Raw genomic sequence first — 22,825 nt, forward strand, 5'->3', positions numbered from 1 at the left:
CCAAGGGGATTCGAACCCCTGTTACCGCCGTGAAAGGGCGGTGTCCTAGGCCTCTAGACGATGGGGACACATAATGTGTCACTAGGACATTAAATGATAGTTTGACTCATATCGGAGTTAAGGTTACTAAAATAACATGTAAGTACTCGAGACCAACATATTTATTCTCTTGGCAATTGCTCACTTACTAAGAGTAAGTGGCGTCCCCAAGGGGATTCGAACCCCTGTTACCGCCGTGAAAGGGCGGTGTCCTAGGCCTCTAGACGATGGGGACGCAGAAAACTGCAACCCTAGGACAAACACTATGCAAATCTGGTGGAGCTATGCGGGATCGAACCGCAGACCTCTTCGCTGCCAGCGAAGCGCTCTCCCAGCTGAGCTATAGCCCCGACTTGCATACACACCGCCAATTAATGTTGGTTGTGTATCGCTGAGTGCGGGGCGCATTCTATGCAGCCCCCCAAATAAAGTCAACAGTTTTTTATCTAAGTTTATTTAAATGATTTAAATTTCAACAAGCTGACTAAATATCAATCCATTGCGGAGGTATTTTATACAAAGCGCTATCAAATTAGCTATTTTGGGCTAATTGCATTGTTGATTTGTTATCAAAGACTCTCTGCTTTTGAGTTTACTCTCTAAAAAAAGGGTATACATTTATATGCAAAATAAAGTTCGTTATTTAAAGCTTTAAATAAAACGACTTTCCCCTCCCCTGCTTTGTTTTTAATAGTGCTAACTAGAGTGCAATTAACTAATGCAAATTTATCGATATGAAAAAACTGTTTTAAAAATTTACTGTATTCATATCATTTGGAATGATTTACCTAGGTCATAAAGCTATAGATCCAAGTCTAAATATAAGCTTATGAATATAAATTGCATATTTGTTCGCCAAAAAATGCTTAAATGCCATGTCATTGTTTATAAAAGCTGCATCTAACACATTTTTACTCATTCAAGTGTTGACACATTTACAACTCTATCTATAATAGCGCCCCACAACAACGCAGCAATGAGTTGTTTTAGATATGGGTCGTTAGCTCAGTTGGGAGAGCATCGCCCTTACAAGGCGAGGGTCACTGGTTCAAGTCCAGTACGACCCACCATTATTCCCTAATGGTGTTCATATCTAAATTCTTAATGGGTCGTTAGCTCAGTTGGGAGAGCATCGCCCTTACAAGGCGAGGGTCACTGGTTCAAGTCCAGTACGACCCACCATTTACTTTCTCTTTATAAAGAAAGTTTCGGTGGTCCTTCCATTAAGAAAATATGCTGTATGTAATATGGGTCGTTAGCTCAGTTGGGAGAGCATCGCCCTTACAAGGCGAGGGTCACTGGTTCAAGTCCAGTACGACCCACCATTTTAAAATGGTGTTTCATATTACAAAAATCTAAATGGGTCGTTAGCTCAGTTGGGAGAGCATCGCCCTTACAAGGCGAGGGTCACTGGTTCAAGTCCAGTACGACCCACCATTAAACAAACTTTGATGGTGTTTTCATTTAGATTATTCTTCGCGGGTCGTTAGCTCAGTTGGGAGAGCATCGCCCTTACAAGGCGAGGGTCACTGGTTCAAGTCCAGTACGACCCACCATTTAATTAAAATGGTAGCGAAGAAAAAGATTATATGGGTCGTTAGCTCAGTTGGGAGAGCATCGCCCTTACAAGGCGAGGGTCACTGGTTCAAGTCCAGTACGACCCACCATTACTTTTTGAAGCAAAGAGCATCGCAACTCTTTACAACGAAAAGGCTCGGTGGTTAAGTTCAGTAAGACCAACCATTTAATCTAAAACAAAATTTATATGTGGGTCGTTAGCTCAGTTGGGAGAGCATCGCCCTTACAAGGCGAGGGTCACTGGTTCAAGTCCAGTACGACCCACCACATATAAAACCTCCTTATTTTATCTCTAGTTTTCAAAAGCATCGCCACCCTTTACAAAACACAGGCTCGATGATTCAAGTCCAGTACGACCCACCACATATAAACACTCATTAAATACTTTCTTTAAAGCTTCCTTGTTTTATCTCTAGTTTTCAAAAGCATCGCCACCCTTTACAAAACACAGGCTCGATGGTTCAAGTCCAGTACGACCCACCACATATAACAATCACTTCTAATATCTGACTTCTAATATCTATCACTCACTACTCCATTTATTGATATAACCCAAAGCTAAACTTTAAATCATTGCAAAAGCTGTAATTTGCCTTGTCAGCAGCTAGACTGTTTATTATAGTCATCGTTAATGTCACTTAGTCGCAAGTCCAATGCCTGCAAAGATTTTTTCGAAAGCCAAAATTTTAATAGTTGAAGAGCAGCCACTTGCTCAAAGCTATATGAAACAGTCCTTAGAGGGATTGGGGTTTCGTCAGTTGCGTTTTGCTGAGCATGCAATTGCAGCAAAAGAACAATGTCAAATTGAGCAATTTGATCTCATCGTTTGTTCATTTAACCTTAGTAAACATCAAGATGGTTATCAGCTTTATGAAGAGCTGAAAATGAAGCGTCTTATAAAAAACTCTACCGGCTTTATTTTTATTTCAGCTGAAACAAGCGGCTCGTTAGTTCACAGTGTACTCGAGCTACAACCAGATGATTTCTTAGTTAAACCCTTTACAATTAACGAATTAAAAAATCGTATTGAAAAAGTGTTATTGCGCAAAAGTAACCTACATCAAATTTATCAACTTATTGATGATGGGAATGACTCCAAAGCAATTAAACAAATTGATGCCTTGCTGCAAAACAAAGGTAATAGTTACAGTGCCATTCTGTTGAGATTAAAAGGCGACGCCCTTCTTCGCCTTAAGCGCTTTGAAGAGGCCAAAACATTTTTTAAATCAGTGCTCGATATTCAAAAATTTACTTGGGCAAAAGTTGGTTTAGTCGAAGCGCTTATTGCTAATAATGAACATACCCTAGCACACCGCATGCTTAAGACGATGTTGCAGCGCAGTGAAACGAGACTAGTTGCGCTTGATTTACTAGGTCGATTAGAAATTAAACTCAATAAGTTTGATGAGGCTCAGGACTTTTTTAGTAAAGCTGTTGAGATTGCCCCACGTAACATTGACCGCCAAAAAGCCCTGAGTCATGTATCATTGCTTAATCATGATTATGAAAAAAACTATTTAACTCAAAAAGATATTGCCAGTTACGCAAAGCACTCAATTCACGATAACCCTGATATATATTTAAATGCGGCGCGCGCAGGGATTGATTTTGCTTTAACGACGGATCAAACCGATCAAGTTAATCGCATTTCGAGACAGACAAACCAGTACTTAAGTGATTTAAAAAAGCAGTTTCCGAATAGTAATAATCAAACACAAATTGATGTTCTCAATGCGCGTTTGCATTATTTAAAGGATGAACATCAAAAGGCTAAAGCACTTATCAATCAGCTTGATGAAAGTGACACTCAAATTCGTTCAGTAGATGGTGCGCTCGATAAAGCGAAAGCGTTTCATGAGCTTGGTTTTCACCACAAAGCACAGATGCTATTTAACCAAATTATCACTCACTGTGAACGCCACCCATCAGTTAGCGATCCGGTGTATTTACGTTATATTCAACAACAACAAACTGAACGACGAGATATCAAGCTCGGTCCGAAAGAGCTCAATAATCACGCTGTAACACAATTTAATAAAGGTCAGCTCAATACGGCACTTGAAGCCTTCACCCAAGCATTTAGGATCATGCCTAAAAATGCCAGCATCGCTTTAAACCTACTGCAATGTTTATTCGATACAAATAACCAAGGCCAATCATTTAATTTAGCGCTCGCGAAAAAATGTTTTGCCTTGCTAGATGCGCAAACATTAGAAGATGAACAAGCAATCCGCTTTGAAAAAATTAAAGCCTTGGCTGCAAAGTTAAAAATTAAGCTTGCTGAGTAATCGAGTATGGCATTTTCTTTGTTTAAATTTAAAAAGCCCCTCCTAAGCGTTGCGCTTTTAATCTTTTGCCAATACAGCTTTGCCTCAGCAACATTACAACATTGGCAACAAGCCAGTATCAATTGGCAAAGTAAAGCAGGTAGCCATATCAATATTTTGGCTGATGAGCAGCCTGCATTTATGGCGTTAAAACCCTACATTCCTTTATTTGAGCAGCTAACAGGGATTTCTGTTGGCTTTCATGCTTTAGAACAATCACAAATGCGTGTTCGTCGCCATCAAGATTTAAGCGAGGCTTCAGGGCTTTACGATGTACTGCCGATGGGGATTACCTTTTTAGGTGAAGCGCAAAGCCAAGGCTGGATTGAGCCCTTGCAGCCTTACATTGATAACCCAAAACTGACAGACAAAACTTGGTATCAGTTAGAAGACATTAGTGAGCGTAGCCTAGCGCTTTGTAAAATTGATAACACGCTATATTCGTTACCATTTGATTTTTCTGCGCCGATTTATTTTTATCGCAAAGATCTTTTCGAACGTTTTAACTTAGCAGTTCCAGATACCTACGAGCAACTACAAGCAACCAAGGTTAAGTTACAACGGGAAATCGACCGCACCCCTTCTTTAAATGGTATGCATGCATTTGCCTCACGGACATTGCCCGGTGCAGGATTAAACACTTGGACTGTATTACCTGTTATGCGTGCTTATGGCGCTGAAGTTATCGACGCGCAGGGCCAGTCAGTTTTTAATAGCCCTGAAACGGCACAAAGCCTACAAGTGTATCGCGACCTAGTAACAGGGTTCGGCAATCCAGATAACAGCCGCTTACTGCATTTTTATGAAATTCGTCGCCTGTTTAAAGAAGGCCGCCTTGCCTCGGCCTTTTTGGCTTCTCATTTTTATAATGAAATAGATACCGCCGAAGAGTCAGATATTTGGAATAAATGGGAAGCAGCCCCCTTGCCTGCTGGTCCAATCGCCAGAGAAACATCTCCTTGGGCATGGGCATTTGCAATTAATAGCAAATCAACTAACAAAGATGCTGCATGGTTATTTATTCAATGGGCAACCAGTGAGCAGACCGCCGCACTACTTAGTACAGGTGGCTCACCGCCTAGACAAAAAGTGTGGCACGAGAAGCTGTTTACTCTAGTAAACAAACCTGGCTTTAATAAAGCCATGTTATGGGTGTTTGAGCATGCAACGCCTGATCGCCTTCAGGCTGGCATGGTCGAGTTTCCGGTTATTGGCGAAATGATTTCGCAAACCTTTAGCCAAATTTTCTATGGTGCAGATATAAAACAATCAATCAAAAGCACAGACGCAAAAATCAACGCTAATATGCAAGCATTAAAAGTACGGAGTAATATTGAGCAATGAGAATTAGTATTGCCCACAAAATTTTAATGATCATTGGCTTTACCATTACCCTTATTTTAGGGGCAAGTACGTCGTTGCATGTAATGGAGCTTAAAGAGCAAACACTTTTGAACATGAGTGAAAAAGCCGATGCGATTGTCTCGCCCATGTTGTCAGAAATAAATAGCCTCACACAAGACAATACCGTGGGAAGTTGGGTGCTTAAAATTCAGGGTATTACATTAAAGAACATTTTAAAAAATAATACCTTTGATGATTTAAAGACGATTTACTTTATCGACCAAAATAACTTTATCGCCGCCCACCCGGATAACAGTAAAGTAGATACCCTAGAAACTAACCAAGTGCTGCTAAAACAGCTCAACCCTGAGCAAAATGCCATTGTAGCCATGGATCAGCAATATGCTGTTGCTGTGCCAATTAGCAATTTTCAGGGGGAAAACATCGGTTACGTTATCGTAAGCTTTTCAGATAAAGACTTAGCGTTAAAGACTAAATCGATTATTAGTAATGCGGTTTCGCTGTTTGCTATTTACCTGTTAACCGCACTTATCATCGCCTATATCATTATTCGCCGTATTATTTTACAGCCCATTGATCAGCTCGTAGAGTTTTCTCATGCTGTGACCACGGGTGATTTAAACTGCCCTATTAATATAAAAAGCCAAGATGAAATAGGTACTCTCGCCAGTGGCTTTAAAATGATGCGCGCTGCGGTTAGACAGCAGATCAACAGCATGCATGAACAACATAGTTTGCTTGAAGACACGGTTGCAAAGCGCACTCAAGAGTACCTTGATGCTAAAGAACAAGCTGAGCAATCAAATCAGGCCAAAAGTCGCTTTTTAGCTAATATGTCACATGAGTTAAGAACTCCGCTCAATGCAGTGCTAGGTTTTAGCCAATTACTACAAGATAGCGAAACAGATAAAAATAAGCGTCGTTATTTAGAAGCAATATCAATCTCTGGAAATTCACTGCTTAATGTTTTGAATGACATTCTCGATTTATCAAAAATCGATGCTGGTAAAATGCAACTCGATATTGAGCGTGTAGAAATCCCTAAAATGTGCCATGAGCTTAATATGATGTTTTTACAGCTCAGTGCGCAAAAAGATCTCGATTTACAAATAACCTCTCACCCTGAGTTAACAACTCCAGTGTTACTTGATAGCAATAAAGTTCGCCAAGTACTAACCAACTTAATCAGTAATGCTATTAAGTTCACAGCACAAGGCAGTGTTAAAGTGTATTTTGATTTTAAAGCACACGATGACAACAGCAATATTGATATCAAAATTCATGTCACAGACACAGGTAAGGGTATTCCTAAAGATCAACAAGATCTTATTTTTAATGATTTTGAACAAGTACAAGGCCAACGTAGTTCTGAGTTTGGTGGAACGGGGTTAGGTCTTGCGATTTCACTGCGTTTTATCAAGCTAATGGGTGGTGAGTTATCGGTGATCAGCGATAAAGATAAAGGCAGTGAGTTTATCGTGTCGTTACCAAATATTGAATTAGCTGAATCTAAAAATGAAGTGAAACATCGTAACTACCCCGCTATTTCGAGCTACCACTTTAATCCTGCTCGCATTTTGATTGTTGATGATATTCCCTACAACCGTGACTATTTAGAGTCCTTCTTATCGCGCTGGAGCTTTACCGTAGACACGGCTATCAATGGTGAAGATGCCCTCAAAAAAATTGAGCAGCATCAGCCTGATTTAATCATCATGGATTTAAAAATGCCGGTGATGGGCGGATTAGAAGCAAGTCAGTTAATTCGTAGTGATGATCGCTTCAAGCATATTCCAATCATTGCGGTTACAGCATCGGTATTAAAAGATGATAAGGCGCAATCCAGTATTTTGACAGACTACATAATCAGTAAGCCAATTCACCGTGAGCACCTTATTTTTATCATTGCTCAATACTTAGATTAGGTAATGATTAGATAGAGATTAAACACGCATTAGTCGCGTTTTTTCATCGCTATAGCATTCATGCAATAGCGTAAGCCACTTGGCGGTGGACCATCAGGAAATACATGTCCTAAATGTGCATCGCAAACATTACATACGGCTTCAATGCGCTGCATACCATGGCTAGAGTCCGCGATATAGGCAATGCTTTCAACACTGCTAGGCTGGGTAAATGACGGCCAGCCTGTGCCACTATCGAACTTTTCATCGCCATCAAAAAGTAAGTTGTCACAACACACACACGCATATTGACCTGGTTCAAATATCGTACATGAATCAGAGCTATGCGGACGTTCGGTGCCTTTTAAACGGGTTACATAGAATGCATCTTGTTCGAGCTCAGCTTGCCATTCAGATGGCGATTTTTCGACTCGACGTGAAGGTGTTGGGTTACCGTTATGGGCAAACTCTAAAATATCTTGCCAAGTTAACATAATGCTCCCTCAGGGTTGAATACAACAATTGCACAGTACATCACAAGCACTACTAAGGGCAAGCAACGTGCGTCTAGTAATTACTGTGTTTGTAACCTGATATCTATTTGTGCACGTTCACGCTCAGAAAGTAGCTGTGCTAAATGACTATTTATTTGGCTGCTGTTAACACTTAATACCGCGGTTATCAGCTGGTCATTGACATCAGTTACATGGATTATACCTTCGCCGATTTCAATCTGCTTAATTTGGCCAATTAATACAAACTCAGCTTTGCGTTTAAAATCGAATAAACCAGCCAGACTTATCAGCGCTAGCTGATTTACATCACGCTTTAGTAAATCAGTAATGGGATTACGCGCTACAAATAACGGAGTTACCCGATAAAGGCTTGATAAAGTAATAAAGCCCCATAACATCACAAACAACGAAAATGCAGCACTGTGCCAAAGTGGCGTAAATACCCACAAAGCAATTAATACCAGCGCGATCGTGAGTGAAATTTTTGCTAAAAGCTTATTAATTGCCAACATATTGCAGCCCTATTTCTTTTCAATTGGATCTGGCCAATCATTAAAAAAGACCGACAGATATCTGCTTTTTAATAAATATAACAGTACCCATAACACCAGCACCATTTGACACGCTAAGAAAAACGAAAACTGATAGTGACTGTGCGCAGCCTGATAGGTTAACCAACTTAAATCCGTGATGGCACACAAAATTAATGGCCAGCGCATAAAACGCCATATAGACGCCAGACGTTTCGCACTTTCAGCATTTTCTTGAGGTCGGCGTAAACAAAAGATCACCGCCGGTAATAAGGCGATTGCAGCTATGGCAATGGCTGTAAAGAAATCGCTTTTCGATTTAAAAAACAGCGACATGATATCTAAATCAGGGCGACGGCTCAGCGCCGCCATCAGCCAAATAAAGTAACTGCGTAACAACACTAACAAAGTTAAGTGAAACGCTACTGGGGTTCGATAAGTGCCGTGTTTATCCCAGTATTCTGGACCGTAGCGATTCATATTTGGTTCTTCTTATCGGCAATGATGCCAAGTACCAAAAACGCAGCTGTAAGTGTAAGCGCCAGCCATTTAACACCGAGTAGCAGTAGCAACTTACTTAAAAATGGAGTTACAAACACCACAAGTAAGCCCATGCCAAACCCTGTGACCAGAACAAAGCAAAGCACGCGAATAATAAAGTGACGACGCGCGACAAAGCGCTTGGTCACTTTAATAATATCGTTTGCATACAAGGATATAAAACACACCACCAGCAATAATGAAATATTGTAAAGGTGTGGTTGCAGCCAGCTGCCAATTGTTAAAGCAACTGACGACAATGCCTGCAATAGACTATCCATTGTGCTCACTTAAAAGTGCAATGAGGTCAGCCTCAGTTAACACATCAATGCCTAAGTCTTGTGCTTTGGTTAATTTTGAGCCTGCTTTTTCACCCGCAATCAGTGCATCTGTTTTAGCAGATACACTACCCGACACTTTTGCACCTAACGCTTGTAAACGTGCTTTTGCATCATTACGATTAAGCTCACTCAATGTGCCGGTCAGTACGTAAGTTAAGCCAGCTAATGGCTGCGCATCGGCGCTCGGCGCTGTTAATTCTGGCCAGTGAATACCTTGCTCAACTAACGCATTTACAACTGCCATATTGTGCTCTTCGCTAAAGAAGCCACGTACATGCTTGGCAACGATCTCACCTACGTCACTTACTTCAGTTAACGCATCAACGCTTGCTTGAGTGATTTTTTCTAGAGTTAAAAAATGGTTTGCTAAGTTTTGCGCGGTTGCTTCACCGACTTCACGAATACCTAACGAATATAGGAATTTAGCTAAGGTTGTTTGTTTCGCATCTTGTAGTGCATTAACTAAGTTCTTAGCTGACTTTGGACCCATTCGCTCTAGTGATTCAAAATGCCCTTGTTTAAGGATAAATAAATCAGCAGGCGTTTTGATCAGTTCACGGTCAACTAGTTGGTCAACAATTTTGTCGCCTAAGCCATCAACATCAAGTGCTTTACGTGACGCAAAATGTTTAATTGCTTGCTTACGCTGCGCTTGGCACACTAAGCCACCCGTACAACGGGCAACCGCTTCACCTTCAATGCGCTCCACATGTGAGTCACAAATTGGGCAAGTAGCTGGAAATTCAATGTCTTTTGCATCGTCAGGGCGACGTTCAAGGACCACTTGGGTTATTTGTGGAATAACATCACCCGCACGACGTATAATCACGGTATCGCCAATTTTAACGCCTAAACGGGCAATTTCATCGCCGTTGTGAAGTGTTGCATTAGATACCGTTACGCCACCTACAAATACCGGCTCTAATCGTGCTACTGGGGTGATTGCGCCAGTGCGCCCTACCTGAAACTCAACATCAAGTAATTGGGTGATTTCTTCTTGCGCCGGGAATTTAAAAGCAATTGCCCAGCGTGGTGCTCGTGCCACAAAGCCTAAACGCTCTTGTCGTTTTTTGTCATTTACTTTAATAACCACACCGTCAATTTCGTAGGCAAGGCTACTTCGACGCGTCAAGATATCTTGGTAGTAATCAAGTGCAGCTTGCTGACCTTCAACCAGTTTTGTTTCTGGGCAAAGTGGTAAACCCCAATCGGTGAGTTTAGCTAGCTGTTGGTAATGATCTTCTGGTAACTGCCCATCGGCAACAAGCCCAGTGCTGTAGGCATAAAACATCAGTGGACGCTTTGCTGTTACTTTAGAGTCAAGCTGACGTAAGCTACCAGCCGCAGCATTACGTGGGTTAACAAACACTTTATCGCCACGTTTTTCGGCTTCACTGTTTAGTTTGGCAAAACCGGCGCTATCCATAAATACTTCACCGCGCACTTCAAGCTCTGCTGGGAAGTCATCGCCACGTAACTTAAGCGGCACATTACGAATTGTTTTCACGTTTTGAGTGATGTTTTCACCCACCATACCATCGCCACGGGTGGCTGCTTGAACTAAAACACCATCACGATAAATAATCGATACCGCTAAACCATCAAGCTTTGGCTCACAACAAAAAGTCAGCTCATTGTTGTCCATTAGACGCTCTTTGATACGGCGGTTAAAGGCGGCAAACTCTTCTTCTGAAAACGCATTATCAAGTGACAGCATTGGCACTTGGTGAGTAACTTGCTCAAACTTATCAAGTGCAGCGCCACCGACTTTCTGGCTTGGTGAGTCAGGGCTTTGAAACTCAGGATTAGCTTGCTCAAGGGCGCTTAATTCGCGCATTAAACGGTCATATTCAGCATCAGGAATGCTAGGTGCATCCAGCACATAATAATTATGGTTATGCTCTTCTAACTGGGCACGAAGTTGGCTAATTTGCTCAAAGATGGGGCTGGACATGAAAACCTCAAAAATCTACATAAAAAAGCCACTTAGACGACTTAACGCCAAGTGGCCTAATACTTATACTCTGTGTGTGCGATTACGATGAAAAGCTGCGAACTTTCTCAACATACTCACGAACGCTTTCAACCGTCATTTCTTCACGGTTGCTATCTAAAATCGTTGCACCAAATTCATCGGCTAGCTTTTTAGCAGCACTGTGCAACATGTTGAATGCACTTAGACCGTCGCCATCACATGGTAAGGTCATAAATAAGCTAACACCTGCCGTACTAAACTGTTCCATATTATCAATATCGAACGTACCTGGGTTGTACATATTCACTAAACGGAATAACACCGGGCCTGTGCCAGCTGGGTCTAAATGACGGTTAAAGAAACCTTCTTCAGAATACTTAAAGCCTAACATATTAACAGCTGGCAATAATTGGCTGCCATCCATTGTTAAACCTTCTGGCATTTGTAAATGCACGATAATGAAATCGGTTGGAGCTTGTGCATCAGCAGGTTCTTCTTCAACTTCTTGTTGCTCAGCTTCAGGCTCTTCAACAACCTGTTCTGAAACAGCCGGCTCGTCGTGACTTTCTGCTGAAAAGCTTAAATCACCAAACTCTGGCTCATCACGCTCTTGCGATTTTGCAGTCGCAGGCTCTTGAACCTCGCTGGTTGTTTCGTTCGGTTCAACCCGCTCAACTGATGGCGTATCTGGGCTGTCCTTTTTACGCACCGACCATAAGCCGTGAATTAATAAACCACCAATGACAAATACACTGATTACGATTAAAGCCCATCTTAATTCTTCGGCCATCCCCTCACCTTTATTATTTGATATGCCTAAATTTTATGCATGTGCCATTTGCACAGCTTGTTCTATATCTACAGCGACCATACGTGATACACCTGGTTCAGCCATAGTTACACCGGTCAACCTGCCTGCCATTTCCATAGCAATCTTGTTATGACTGATATAAATAAATTGTACTGATTGTGACATCTCTTCTACCAAACGGCAAAAACGACCCACGTTCGCATCATCCAATGGCGCATCCACTTCATCTAGCATACAGAATGGAGCTGGATTGAGCCTGAATATTGAAAACACCAATGATAATGCGGTCAGCGCTTTTTCTCCACCACTAAGCAGGTGAATTGTCGAATTTTTCTTGCCTGGTGGCCTTGCCATGATGCTCACCCCACTTTCAAGTAGATCATCACTGGTCAATTCAAGGTAAGCACTACCGCCACCAAACACTTTTGGGAATAACTCCCCAAAGTCTGTATTTACTTGTTCAAAGGTCGCCTTGAAACGATTTTTTGTTTCTCGGTCGATTTTTTGAATCGCCCCTTCAAGGGTATTTAATGCTTGTGTTAAGTCATCAAGCTGCTGATTTAAATAATCGCTGCGCTGTTTAGCCTGCTCAAACTCATCTATTGCCGCTAAGTTCACCGCGCCAAGTTCATTTAATGCTTGCGTGGTTTTTGTAAGCCTCGTTTGCATGCTATTTAAATTGGCATTGTCAGGCAGTTCTTCAAGTACTGTTTTTAAATTTTGTTCCAGTTCTTCAAGTGGCTCTAACGCAGCTTGCGCCTTCACGATTAAACTTTGCTCATCCAGCGCTAATGCTTGCAACTGCTCTTGTAACGTCACCAACTCAGATTGCGATGATTTCAACGCTGTTTGCTTATCAGCAAGCTCCTTTTTAGCTTGACTCAAGGCCGCTTGCAAGTTTTTCAGCTCAACGTCACTTTGTTGATGCTTTTCAAGCAATAGCATAATTTGCTCTGCTACTTCTTCAAGCGGAATCACTAATTCTTCTAGTTGCTCGTTGAGCTCTAATACAGCTTCACTGGCAGCACTTTGGGCGGCATTAGCATGCTGTAGTTTGGTTTCGCTAAGTTGACATTCACTGCGAGCCTTTTGTTCAGCCAAATTTGCTTGATGTGCTTGCGTTTTATATTGCTCAAGCATAGAAGCCACTTGGCGATAGCGGTTATTTGCCTCAGCTTGTTGGTGTTTTGCTTGCTCTAACTCAGTTTCAAGTTCTAATTGCTGCTCTAACAGTTGTTCAAGTAAACACTGCTGAGTTTGTTGCTGTTGGTCAGCATTTTGCTTTTGCTCAGCCAGTAAGGTTTGACGCTGTTGCAACTTAACAAGCTGGTTTTGCCACTGGGTTTGCTGCTCTAATAACATATCGCGTCGAGTGCTGGCCGATGCAATCTGCTGAGCTGCTTGGTGAATTCGTTCTCTGTATTGCTCTTTGTCGGCGATAAGTGTTTTCTTGTGAGCTAGATGCTCATTTAGCAATTGCTGCTTAGTTTCTAATTGCTCGTTGAGTTCTTCATCTAACTGCTGAGCATCACTTAGCTGAGCATGCTTTAAAAGCAAAGAATTGTCGGCGTCTTTATTGGCATCGGTATGAAAGTTACGACCATGCATACAGCCCTCTTCATCAATCACAGCCAGCCAATATGTATCCGCCAAAATAGCGTCATCAAAACAAGGTTGAAATGCAAACCGTGCTAATAAATCAGGGTAAGCACCCGATTCGATATAATTAGCTAATGACTCTTTTGGTAACTCATCATCAGATGCAGGCCAAACACTGTTAGGCTCTTTATGTTGACTGACCTTTAGATGCTCAAGGCCAAGTAGGGCTTGTTCAATTAGCGGCTCAAAGCCAGAAGCCACCTTTAACTGCGCCAATAGAGAGACACTCTCGCTGTTGGTTTGCTCTGATAACACAGAATTAAGCGCAGCTATGCTGGCTCTATTTTCATTACTGTGCTGCTGAACCCGATTTAAGTCCTGCTCTAAGTGCTGTTGCTCTTTATCCGCTTGTTCTAGATTTTGAGTGAGCTTATTCAGCGCACTTTGTTGCTGCGCAAGCTCTTTCGTCAGTGATTGAATTTGCTGTTGTTGCTCTGCAATTTGCGCTGCAACTGGAGTCGCTTCAAGTTCATTAATTTCAGCGGCAAGTTGTGCCTGCTGAGACTCGAGTTGCGCAACAGTCTGGGCAAAGTGAGCCTGTTGATTCTTTGCAACATTAATATCACTGCTATGAGCTTGGCTTTTCTGTAAGGTGCTTTGATATTGCTCATTGGCGCTTTGCGTTTGTTGCTGTTGCTGTGCGACTTGTTCTTCAACCTCTGCAACTTGCTCAGCGCACAGTAAACTTTGCTCAATCGCTTCTTGTAGCTGCTCTTGTAAAATGGCGGCTGAGGCGTGTTGCTCTTCTTGCAGCTCTTTATTTTGTAACTGCAGTTGTTGCTGTTTGATGAGGTTTTGACTAAGTGTTTGCTGTTGCTGCTTTAAGCTGATCTGTTGCTGCTCTTTGCGGGTTAAATCAGTGTGTGTTTGATGCTGAGCCTGCTGTGCGTCTTGCAGTTTTTGCTGCTCAAGCTGCACCTGATTTTCAAGGCTTGCTAAAACATCATCGTGGCCAGAGTGCGCTTCTCTAAAGAACTGGATTTGCTCTTTAAGTTTATTAATTTGCTCAGCTTTATCAATTTGTTGTTGGTGTAACTTCTGCCACTTTAAAACCGCAATTTGCCCTTTTAAGGTGCGCTCAGTGGCTTTTAGCTCTCGGTATTTTTTTGCATCGACTGATTGCACTGCAAGTTTATCGAGCTGTGTTTGCAACTCCTGCTTTACATCAAGCAGTCGCTCAAGGTTTTCGCGGGTGCTTTTAATGCGGGTTTGCGTTTCACGACGACGCTCTTTGTATTTTGAAACCCCCGCAGCTTCTTCTAAAAAAACACGTAAATCAGCCGGTTTACTCTCAATTAAACGCGAGATCATGCCCTGCTCAATAATTGCATAGCTGCGCGGGCCAAGACCTGTGCCTAGAAAGATATCGGTAATATCACGCTTACGGCATTTGCTGCCATTTAGAAAATAAATTGACTGGCCATCTCGAGTCACTAAACGTTTGATCGCCACTTGGTTTCGATCAGCAAAGGTATTCGGTAAATGGCCACTGGTGTTATCAAACACCAACTCAACAGAGGCTTGTGAAATAGGTTTTCGATTAGTTGAGCCGTTAAAAATAACATCGGTCATGGCATCGCCACGTAAGTTTTTAGCTGAGCTTTCACCGAGCACCCAACGCACTGCATCGATGACATTTGATTTGCCACAGCCGTTCGGGCCGACAACACACGTCATCTGATCAGGAAATGGGATCTTAGTGGGTTCAACAAACGATTTGAAACCCGCTAATTTTATGGTGCTTAAGCGCATCTAATTGTTTTACCGATTTTTATTGTTATTCTTCAATTTAACCCATTTTAGGGTAAAAGGTTAAGCGTGGCGCTTAAAATTATCTAAAATAATACCCGTTGCCATCGCTACATTAAGCGATTCTGCTTGGCCATAAGCCGGAATAGTGATTTTATCAGTAACTAAGCTTTCGCAATCAGTTCGTATACCATGAGATTCACTGCCCATTAGTAACACGGCATCTTGTTTAAGAGCAGTTTTGTGGATGTTCTCACCTTCTAAAAATGCACCATACACAGGGAGCTTTAGGCTTGGTAAGTAACTGGTTAAATCAGTTTGTGAGACACTCACGCGAGCAAATGAACCCATGGTTGCGCTAATAGTTTTCGGATTATAAGCATCCGCACTGTCTTTGCTGGTAACAATATGCTTAATACCATACCAATCAGCAACACGAATAATCGTTCCTAAATTCCCCGGATCCGACACGCCATCAAGGGCTAAAATAAGTCCCGATGTTGGTAATGCTTGCTCACTTGGCATATCAACAACAGCAATTGCGGCGTTGTTACTAACAAGCGTACTAGCTTTGGTAAGGCTGTCTTCATCTGCTTCAATGACTTGATGGGCTGCAAGTGCTGATTGATGCGCAGAAATAAATGCAGGAGTCGCAAAGATATGAGCAATGCTAAAACCACTGTTTAGTAATTCAAGTACATTTTTTTCGCCTTGAACAAGGTACTGGTTATATTGCTTACGGTATTTCTTTTGACCTAATGCACGAATTAGTTTCAGTTGGTTTTTTGAAATCATAACAGCCTCATAAAATGATGGTTAAGTATATCACCAAGGTCACAGATTCTGTACTCGAAAAACCAAGGGGAAAGTGCCAATTGCTTATTCAATCAGCACTTTTAAGAGACACTAGCTAATAAGAGGCATTAACTAATTTTTGTCAGCCATTCATTTAACCATGGCTCAGTAACAGGCCAAGGCTCAAAATCTTCACAGGCATCAATTTCTAAACGATGACCAACAGGTTTTGCCTGTAAATCGCGAAACAGCTCATCAAAACTGCGACCTGCACCACAAAACGTATCGCCATAGCTGCGGTCGCCCATAGCAATAATGCCGTATTGCTTGCCTGTTAACATAGGAAATTGATCATTTAATTGGCTATATAAAGCGATTAAATTGTCAGGAATATCGCCCTGACCCGTCGTTGAAGTGATCACTAAAATATGTGACGCAGCCAGCATGTCATCAACCGTGCCATTTTCAACTAATTGCGCTTGATGCTCAGACTTTTCAATGACTTCAATAACTTGTTCGCTTAAACGCTCAGCACCGCCGTAAACACTGCCGACAAAAATACTAATGGTTGCCATAATAATCCTTTTCTTCTGTTGGCCAGCCAAGTTGCTGGCAAATCGTTAACATTGCATCGCCTAAAGGCGCTCTAATTGTTATTGGTTGCTTGCTATAAGGGTGCACAAACTTTAATTCAGAGGCAAATAACATTAACCGACGAAGTTTAAAATGCTCTCTAAAAAATTGATTATGCTGATTATCACCATGATTTACATCACCAATAATTGGCAATGATAAATGTTTTAAATGACGACGAATTTGATGTTTGCGGCCAGTTTTTGGAAAACACTCCACCAGCGAGTAACGAACTGTTGGGTATTTACCAATTGGAATAGGCAAGCTTGCTTGGTGCAGGCAATGAAATTGCGTTTGTGCTTCTTGCGGTGCTTTATTTTGATCAGCAAACTTATCGGCAATTTTATCAAGCTCTTCTTTTAAAGGTTTATCTAAGAAGATTGATTCGTTTAAAAAGCCTCTTACTAAAGCTAAGTAACGTTTTTCAATTTGCCCATCAATAAACAACTGGTTCATGTCACGGGCTGCTTCTGAGCTTAACGCAAACAGTAATACGCCTGAGGTTGGTCTATCTAAACGATGTACAGGAAACACATGTTGGCCTATCTGGTCACGCAGCATTTGCATTGCAAATTGGGTTTCGTGTTTGTCTAAAAACGAACGGTGAACCAATAAACCGGATGGTTTATCAATCGCAATGTAATTTTCATCGCGGTACAGAATCGTTAACTCATCAAATTGTGGCTTAACACTCTCTTGCATCTTAGTCATCACTCAAAAGTTGATCGAGTTTTTGTAAAACGTTAATCACATCATTACCGCCGCTGTGTTGTGCCAGCATCATTTCAGCCATAGGTGCAATTGCAAAATTACGGGGTAAAGGCTGGGCATGTGCAATGAGGGTATGCATTTTTTCAAGAAAAACAAATTGCAGCCATTGCTCAAAAGCCATGGTGTCATGACAAAACGGCACACTAGAATTGAGTGCACTTGGGTCAATCGGTGTTGTTTGCCAAAGTGAATGGCGTTGTAATGTGGATTCTAATTCGCGCAGCAGCGCCAAAGTCTGTTGATGCATTGTAAAACTCTTAATACCTTTGTGCTTAGTATACCCTGTTCCAAGGCGCCATGGTATGGCGTATAATTCGCGGCTGATATAGATTAAAAACGGTAATTGAGATTTTATGACTGAGCAGATCGCCACTTTAGGGCAACTTCTGGATGCAGCAGGTACCACTTGGCGTGCCTTCGATATTGGCAGACACATCACGAAATTAGACAAAAAACAATTTCTTGCCATTGAAGAAACAAAAATCCCTTACCCTTACCCGCTTGCTGGTCATGCTTGGCTTGCTATTCAATTTTGGGATGTAAAAGCGTCTAAAGAACCTTATGTATGGTTTTTAAAATTCCCCCTAGATGAGCAAAGCCGTCTTGTAAGTGCAAGCCGCGATCATTTCGCAAATATGGTAATTGAAGCGCTTGGTACAGAAATTACCGGTGAAAATGCCGAAGGCAAATTAGACAACAACCCGTATGTATTTACGCCAAACGCCAACAAGCTAGCAGCATTTAATGCACAGGTTAAATGTTTACTTAAACAAAGTGCTTCACAGTATTACGAATATGCGCAGCTGTATTTTTCAGGCAAACTCGGTTTTGATAATTGGCAAAGTGTTGCTGTACAAGGTATTGCAGACTTTGCGATGCGTTTAGATAACGACAACAATTTAGCAAATCTACAAGCCGCTTGGGGGCAATTACCAGTCGAAGTATTACAGCCGCTAAGTGCAATGCTTGAACATGTTGCAATCGAACCCGTGTTTGCAGAGCAATTGTTAGCCTATGGTTTAAACGCCATAGAGAATAAAGACGACATCGCCCTTGTTGCAGCTCTTAGAAGCTTATCAAAAACACCAGCACAAGGTTTAACTGCGCAACTTGTTGATACTGTATTACGCTCTGATATGAACACCCAGTCAGATGTACTACTAACGATTGCGGGGCGCTGTTTTAGCACACTTGAAGACCCAGAACGCTTACACGTGTTTATGGATTGCTGTGCACACCACACTGAAATTGAACAACTGTTTGTGAGTATTTTCACCGATTTAGTTGCAATTCCTAGTATTCGCCCTCACCTACTAGGTTTATTAAGAAAAGAAAATCGTAGCGAAACACTCGCTCGAGCAATTGGAAGGTTATTTTCGTAAATGGCAGGCTTGTGGACACTCATCATCATTGGCAGCATCATCTACTTTTTTTGGTTAAACAGAAAAGTGGCCGAAGCAGCTAATCTTCATGCACAAAGACAAATTGAGCAATTAAATGTGCAATTGATGAGTGTTGCTTGCAATAAGCGCCAACTTGGCATTTTAAAAAACGGTAAACCAGGTATAAAAAGCGAATTTATTTTTGAGTTTTCAAGTGATGGACAAAACGTGTATCAAGGCGTTTTGATCATGGAAAACGAATTACTTAAAAGCGTAGTAATACCGCCGCATAAGATTTAAGTTGCGAGTTGCGAGTTGCGAGTTGCGAGTTGCGAGTTGCGAGTTGCGAGTTGCGAGTTGCGAGTTGCGAGTTGCGAGTTGCGAGTTATACAAGAATAATTGCAAGTGCGAGAAGTGCAACCCCCATAAAGAACTAAGGCGTAGCTAATAGCCACGCCCCAATCTTGCTACTTCCATGATTAAGTATCCTTACTTATGCCGAAGCTGCCTTTTTATCTTTCCCCTGAACGGGTATACATCCGATACACCCACCATGCTACTTCATGTAACATTTAACACATCCTAGTGCCGTCCTCTTGCCGTCAATGGCTATCCACTTCGTTTTCCAAACGCTCCTTTAGCTTCCTGCTAAAATCATCCTTTGGTCAGTCCTTTTCAATCGCTCCGCGATTGTACTGCATCCTGGCAGTGTCCTCGTTCTTCCTTGCTTCCCTAGCTCTTGTCCCTTTGCTTCCTGCTAAGCTTCTTGCTTTGTTGCCATAATCCTAATCCTTGGCATCAGTTCAATCGTTGAACCTGCGTCTTCTTGACATGATTAAGTTTAGAGAAATGCGGATATCTTGGTAGGCATAAAAAGTAATTTTTTCTAAGTCACAAAAATGACAAAAACAATAAATCCTTTAAAATCATTACAATAAGCAATTATGGGTACAAATTTAAAGGCATTAAACTGATAAAACGCACAGCAATGTGAGATTTATCTCACATTGCTATTTCCAAAACGTCCTTTTGTCAATTTGCTGCTTTGAACATCAAGTCACCTTCAACTTGGTTAAAGCTTAATGCTTTGAACACTTCAAACCCTTCAGAGCTAAAGAATTCGCGCTGTTCAGAGCGAGTAACAAATACGGCTAAACCACTTGCTTGATTGCTTGACTCAACTAAATCATCAAGCCCTCGTAGCAGATATCTGCCTAAACCTTGCCCCTGAAAATGTGGGTCAACGGCTATAAAGGCTAAAAACAGATAATGGCCTTTACTCGAGAGCGCTTCACGAATAGTGCGCTCTTTTTCTATAAGCTGATTGGTTTGCAAGTAACCCGCACTAAGCATCAGTTTTAAGCGCCAATGCCAGTATCGTTCAGCTTGCAGTTCACTTGCCGAATCGAATACACAGGCAATGGCTTTTAATCTACTTTGTGAGTAAAGACCTATTAGAGGCTGCTTTTCTTGCCAGAAACTTGCTAGCTCTTCACGTACTAAAGCACGTAATTTAGTTTCATATTTACTTGGGTTATCTTGTTGAAAACCTAATACATTCTGAAGAACGGGATCATCATGATAGGCTTGATAAATAAGGCTTGCGGCAGTGCTAATATCTTCAGCACTCAGGTATTGCACACTTAAGGTTTCGGGTTCAGCAACTGTCAAAATACTCATCCTTTTATTTGTTTTATTATTTTCGTACTAGACTATAAGGTATATACCCAACAGCGATTAAAAACAAATTCAGCGTAAGTTAAACTGCGGTTCATCATCATTAAGTTCAAGCAGTAATAATTATCGCCATACACAAGGAGCAGGACTATGGATACGACAAAACATGATATTTCGACCCTATTTGCACAACTTGGTTTACCGAGCAAAGAAAGTGAAATAGATGCTTTTATAGCATCCCATCAACTATCTGATACAACCCTATTGCAGGAAGCGCCTTTTTGGGATGAAGCTCAGCAACACTTTTTAGCAGAATCACTTGCAGAAGATGGTGCTTGGAGCGAGGTGATTGATGAATTAGACGCAAGGTTACGCCAGTAACGCCTGCGACCTAATTTACGAGCTTAAATAACATTCTTTTAGCTCGTAAATTAGGAAAGTAATTTCACTCCACATCTATTATTGCTACCATACGCGCGCACTGCAGCCCATATACTGCGGTGCTTTTTAGTCTTTATAAAAGAGTTTATACAAAAATGAATGCCGTTGTATTTGATGCAATTAAAACCCTTCTTGATGAAGGTAAAACCCCGACAGTTGCCTTAACTAAAAGTAAGCTAGCCCAACCAATGCCGATGCCTGTGATCATCGCAGCGGTTAGCCAATATAAAAACAATCCGGATTCAATTAATAATTTCATCAATAACCCGTCAAATGAACAACTGAGTACACCAAAGGAAAGTCAATTGGATCGTATTGAAGCTAAATTAGATAGGTTATTAGCACTGCTTGAGAAAAAATAATGTTTGTTGTCGATCTGACTTTTGATTGCTACCAAGATACTACCCTAGAGCTTGCTGAGCAGGCGATAAACCGCCTAGTGAATGCGCTTCGTTTTAACGGCCAAATTATTGGTGATGAATTTCCAACGGTTTTAAAAGATGGATTTTTCATTACTCGTGTAATGTGCCCAACCGAAGATGCGATGCATCCGCTCAACCATAGCCCGTTTGTAAAACATAGCATTGAGCAATTAAACACTGCAGGCTTATTGGCACCAAAAGTTAAAGTGGTCGGCCAAGACATTCACTCAAATGGCGCAGACATGTGTCATGATCCGTCGTGCTATATTTTGTATACCACGTACGTGCACACCTGTAGCCCGCTTTATTGTGGTGATGACTTTTTGCCTGTGCCGCTATTTCGCATTCCAGCAATTGCCAATGGCGATTACAAAACACTCATTAAATGGCAAGAAGACTGGCAAGCCTGCGATCAAATTCAGATCAATGGTGCAACCCGTTGTGAATTTCCTGCGCTTGAAGAGCTAACTAGCATCAAGAGTGACTTATACCGCCGTGGTCGCGATATCACGAAACGTATTAGTTTTCTAACCAAGAAGCCGGTTTATTACTATTTATATCGTGTAGGCGGCGTTGACAAAGAGTCAGAGCTTAAACGTCGCTGCCCAAGCTGCGATGGCGAGTGGAAATTACCAGAGCCATGGTTTGGCTTATTTGATTTTCGTTGTGAGCCCTGTGGCATTGTTTCGAATATCTCGTGGGACTTTCAATAGCTTAATAAAGGCAATAAATTAAAAAGGCAAAAACCAAATACACGAAAGGGGCAACCGCCCCTTTTTTACTTATTGAATTTATACCGTTACTTTGTCTAAAAACTCACTGATGCTATTCGCTAGCACATGATGTGGTTTTTTACCCACATACTCTAAGCAAACCTCACCGCTTTCGACTAATACAGTGATCAGTAGATCATCTTGCTCTGTAAGACCAATAAATACGGTTTCTGGCTGCTTTAGCTTGCGCTTCATTAACACGTGACCGGTAATATTTTGCTGTAAGCGGCTAAAATCATCTTCATTCCATGCTTGTAGCAGTTCAATGTGATGATCATCAATACTCAATAACAAATTACCCGCATAGACATGACCAAACAATGGGCTTAAATCTTCAGGAAACGATAACTCTAGTGCCTTGGCTAAGTCTTCTAAACTGCCAGCAGGTTGTTGTGGAACTGCACACCACTGAATAAGCCCCTGCTCATCTACTTCGCCCTGCTCACATGGACTTGGCCATGCTGTATCATGTTCAATAACAGGAAGCTTTCCTGTGCGTTCGAGGCATTTTTCACTAAATGCTTGATGTAACTTATCTAGTTTTGTAGAAACAGACATACTGCGAAACTCATTGGCTTTAGGTATAATGCTGCCATTG

At 41.6% G+C, this 22,825-nt stretch carries 20 protein-coding genes, 9 tRNA genes and 2 pseudogenes; 16 read left to right on the top strand and 15 right to left on the bottom strand.

All coding sequences use genetic code 11. From position 1 onward, the window contains the following. Positions 1-198 precede the first annotated feature (198 nt). A tRNA-Glu gene (locus AN394_RS15085) sits at positions 199-274 on the bottom strand. 39 nt (positions 275-313) lie between these two features. Next, a tRNA-Ala gene (locus AN394_RS15090) sits at positions 314-389 on the bottom strand. Positions 390-1,033: 644 nt separating this feature from the next. Between AN394_RS15090 and AN394_RS15095 the strand changes: the two genes are divergently transcribed. The 10 genes from AN394_RS15095 (at position 1,034) to AN394_RS15140 (ending at position 7,234) form a co-directional block, all read left to right on the top strand. Beyond that, a tRNA-Val gene (locus AN394_RS15095) sits at positions 1,034-1,109 on the top strand. 36 nt (positions 1,110-1,145) lie between these two features. Next, positions 1,146-1,221, top strand: a tRNA-Val gene (locus AN394_RS15100). Between the two features lie 67 nt (positions 1,222-1,288). Continuing rightward, positions 1,289-1,364: transfer RNA gene (locus AN394_RS15105), tRNA-Val, on the top strand. Between the two features lie 36 nt (positions 1,365-1,400). Then, positions 1,401-1,476 (top strand) — tRNA-Val (locus tag AN394_RS15110). A gap of 43 nt (positions 1,477-1,519) precedes the next feature. Further along, positions 1,520-1,595: transfer RNA gene (locus AN394_RS15115), tRNA-Val, on the top strand. A gap of 35 nt (positions 1,596-1,630) precedes the next feature. Further along, positions 1,631-1,706 (top strand) — tRNA-Val (locus AN394_RS15120). 102 nt (positions 1,707-1,808) lie between these two features. Next, positions 1,809-1,884: transfer RNA gene (locus tag AN394_RS15125), tRNA-Val, on the top strand. 386 nt (positions 1,885-2,270) lie between these two features. Beyond that, complete coding sequence (locus AN394_RS15130; RefSeq protein ID WP_054563633.1) at positions 2,271-3,905, top strand: response regulator; 1,635 nt, start codon at positions 2,271-2,273, stop codon at positions 3,903-3,905. A 6-nt stretch (positions 3,906-3,911) separates the two neighbouring features. After that, on the top strand, positions 3,912-5,288 hold the full coding sequence (locus AN394_RS15135; protein ID WP_055021906.1) for an extracellular solute-binding protein: 1,377 nt from the start codon (positions 3,912-3,914) through the stop codon (positions 5,286-5,288). Continuing rightward, positions 5,285-7,234 carry an ATP-binding protein gene (locus AN394_RS15140; protein ID WP_054563631.1) on the top strand — a complete coding sequence of 650 codons (1,950 nt, stop codon included), beginning with the start codon at positions 5,285-5,287 and terminating at the stop codon, positions 7,232-7,234. The genes AN394_RS15135 and AN394_RS15140 overlap by 4 nt, the downstream gene beginning before the upstream one ends. Positions 7,235-7,263: 29 nt before the next feature. Here AN394_RS15140 and msrB read toward each other — a convergent pair. After that, a pseudogene (gene msrB, locus AN394_RS15145) lies at positions 7,264-7,626 on the bottom strand (peptide-methionine (R)-S-oxide reductase MsrB); the annotation flags it as partial. 19 nt (positions 7,627-7,645) lie between these two features. On the opposite strand from msrB, the pseudogene AN394_RS22530 reads away from it, so the two are divergent. Then, a pseudogene (locus AN394_RS22530) lies at positions 7,646-7,726 on the top strand (hypothetical protein); the annotation flags it as partial. Between the two features lie 61 nt (positions 7,727-7,787). Here the strand turns inward: AN394_RS22530 and AN394_RS15150 are convergent. From AN394_RS15150 to AN394_RS15195, 10 genes are all read right to left on the bottom strand, one after another. After that, entirely contained in the window at positions 7,788-8,240 is a 453-nt protein-coding gene (locus AN394_RS15150) for a hypothetical protein (RefSeq protein ID WP_055021907.1), read from the bottom strand. Positions 8,241-8,249: 9 nt separating this feature from the next. After that, positions 8,250-8,738 (bottom strand): DUF2919 domain-containing protein, encoded by a 489-nt coding sequence (locus AN394_RS15155; RefSeq protein ID WP_055021908.1) that lies wholly within the window; start codon positions 8,736-8,738, stop codon positions 8,250-8,252. Beyond that, a complete protein-coding gene (locus AN394_RS15160) occupies positions 8,735-9,079 on the bottom strand; it encodes a DUF3392 family protein (protein ID WP_055021909.1) in 345 nt (114 codons plus the stop codon). Before AN394_RS15160 ends, AN394_RS15155 begins: the two co-directional genes overlap by 4 nt. Then, positions 9,072-11,093: an NAD-dependent DNA ligase LigA gene (gene ligA, locus AN394_RS15165; protein WP_054563627.1), complete on the bottom strand. Its 2,022-nt coding sequence runs from the start codon at positions 11,091-11,093 to the stop codon at positions 9,072-9,074. The genes AN394_RS15160 and ligA overlap by 8 nt, the downstream gene beginning before the upstream one ends. 82 nt (positions 11,094-11,175) lie before the next feature. Further along, positions 11,176-11,904: a cell division protein ZipA gene (zipA, locus tag AN394_RS15170; protein WP_055021910.1), complete on the bottom strand. Its 729-nt coding sequence runs from the start codon at positions 11,902-11,904 to the stop codon at positions 11,176-11,178. 33 nt (positions 11,905-11,937) lie between these two features. After that, entirely contained in the window at positions 11,938-15,336 is a 3,399-nt protein-coding gene (locus AN394_RS15175; protein ID WP_055021911.1) for a chromosome segregation SMC family protein, read from the bottom strand. Between the two features lie 60 nt (positions 15,337-15,396). Further along, positions 15,397-16,128, bottom strand: coding sequence for an RNA methyltransferase (locus AN394_RS15180; RefSeq protein ID WP_055021912.1), 732 nt, complete (start codon positions 16,126-16,128; stop codon positions 15,397-15,399). Between the two features lie 128 nt (positions 16,129-16,256). Continuing rightward, positions 16,257-16,703 carry a flavodoxin gene (locus tag AN394_RS15185; protein ID WP_054563623.1) on the bottom strand — a complete coding sequence of 149 codons (447 nt, stop codon included), beginning with the start codon at positions 16,701-16,703 and terminating at the stop codon, positions 16,257-16,259. Beyond that, positions 16,690-17,463: a tRNA pseudouridine(65) synthase TruC gene (gene truC, locus AN394_RS15190; RefSeq protein WP_055021913.1), complete on the bottom strand. Its 774-nt coding sequence runs from the start codon at positions 17,461-17,463 to the stop codon at positions 16,690-16,692. Before truC ends, AN394_RS15185 begins: the two co-directional genes overlap by 14 nt. A 1-nt stretch (position 17,464) precedes the next feature. After that, the gene (locus AN394_RS15195; protein ID WP_054553719.1) at positions 17,465-17,779 is read right to left on the bottom strand and encodes a YqcC family protein; all 315 of its coding nucleotides are present in this window, start codon (positions 17,777-17,779) and stop codon (positions 17,465-17,467) included. A 106-nt stretch (positions 17,780-17,885) separates the two neighbouring features. Here AN394_RS15195 and AN394_RS15200 point away from each other — a divergent pair, with 106 nt between their 5' ends. Both AN394_RS15200 and AN394_RS15205 read left to right on the top strand, forming a co-directional pair. Then, positions 17,886-18,914: a DUF3549 family protein gene (locus AN394_RS15200; RefSeq protein ID WP_055021914.1), complete on the top strand. Its 1,029-nt coding sequence runs from the start codon at positions 17,886-17,888 to the stop codon at positions 18,912-18,914. Beyond that, entirely contained in the window at positions 18,915-19,214 is a 300-nt protein-coding gene (locus AN394_RS15205; protein WP_055021915.1) for a DUF3301 domain-containing protein, read from the top strand. Between the two features lie 732 nt (positions 19,215-19,946). On the opposite strand, the gene AN394_RS15210 is transcribed toward AN394_RS15205, so the two are convergent. Continuing rightward, entirely contained in the window at positions 19,947-20,594 is a 648-nt protein-coding gene (locus AN394_RS15210) for a GNAT family N-acetyltransferase (protein WP_054563618.1), read from the bottom strand. A 147-nt stretch (positions 20,595-20,741) separates the two neighbouring features. On the opposite strand from AN394_RS15210, the gene AN394_RS15215 reads away from it, so the two are divergent. The 3 genes from AN394_RS15215 to AN394_RS15225 all read left to right on the top strand — a co-directional run bounded on the left by AN394_RS15215 (position 20,742) and on the right by AN394_RS15225 (position 22,167). Continuing rightward, positions 20,742-20,972 carry a DUF2789 domain-containing protein gene (locus AN394_RS15215; RefSeq protein ID WP_036969581.1) on the top strand — a complete coding sequence of 77 codons (231 nt, stop codon included), beginning with the start codon at positions 20,742-20,744 and terminating at the stop codon, positions 20,970-20,972. 155 nt (positions 20,973-21,127) lie between these two features. Beyond that, positions 21,128-21,394, top strand: a complete 267-nt coding sequence (locus AN394_RS15220; protein ID WP_055021916.1) for a hypothetical protein — start codon at positions 21,128-21,130, stop codon at positions 21,392-21,394. After that, a complete protein-coding gene (locus AN394_RS15225) occupies positions 21,394-22,167 on the top strand; it encodes a Zn-ribbon-containing protein (RefSeq protein ID WP_054553724.1) in 774 nt (257 codons plus the stop codon). The genes AN394_RS15220 and AN394_RS15225 overlap by 1 nt, the downstream gene beginning before the upstream one ends. 78 nt (positions 22,168-22,245) lie before the next feature. On the opposite strand, the gene syd is transcribed toward AN394_RS15225, so the two are convergent. Then, the gene (syd, locus tag AN394_RS15230; RefSeq protein WP_054563617.1) at positions 22,246-22,785 is read right to left on the bottom strand and encodes a SecY-interacting protein; all 540 of its coding nucleotides are present in this window, start codon (positions 22,783-22,785) and stop codon (positions 22,246-22,248) included. Positions 22,786-22,825 lie beyond the last annotated feature (40 nt).

The sequence above is a fragment of the Pseudoalteromonas sp. P1-26 genome, assembly GCF_001401795.1.
Lineage (GTDB): Bacteria > Pseudomonadota > Gammaproteobacteria > Enterobacterales > Alteromonadaceae > Pseudoalteromonas.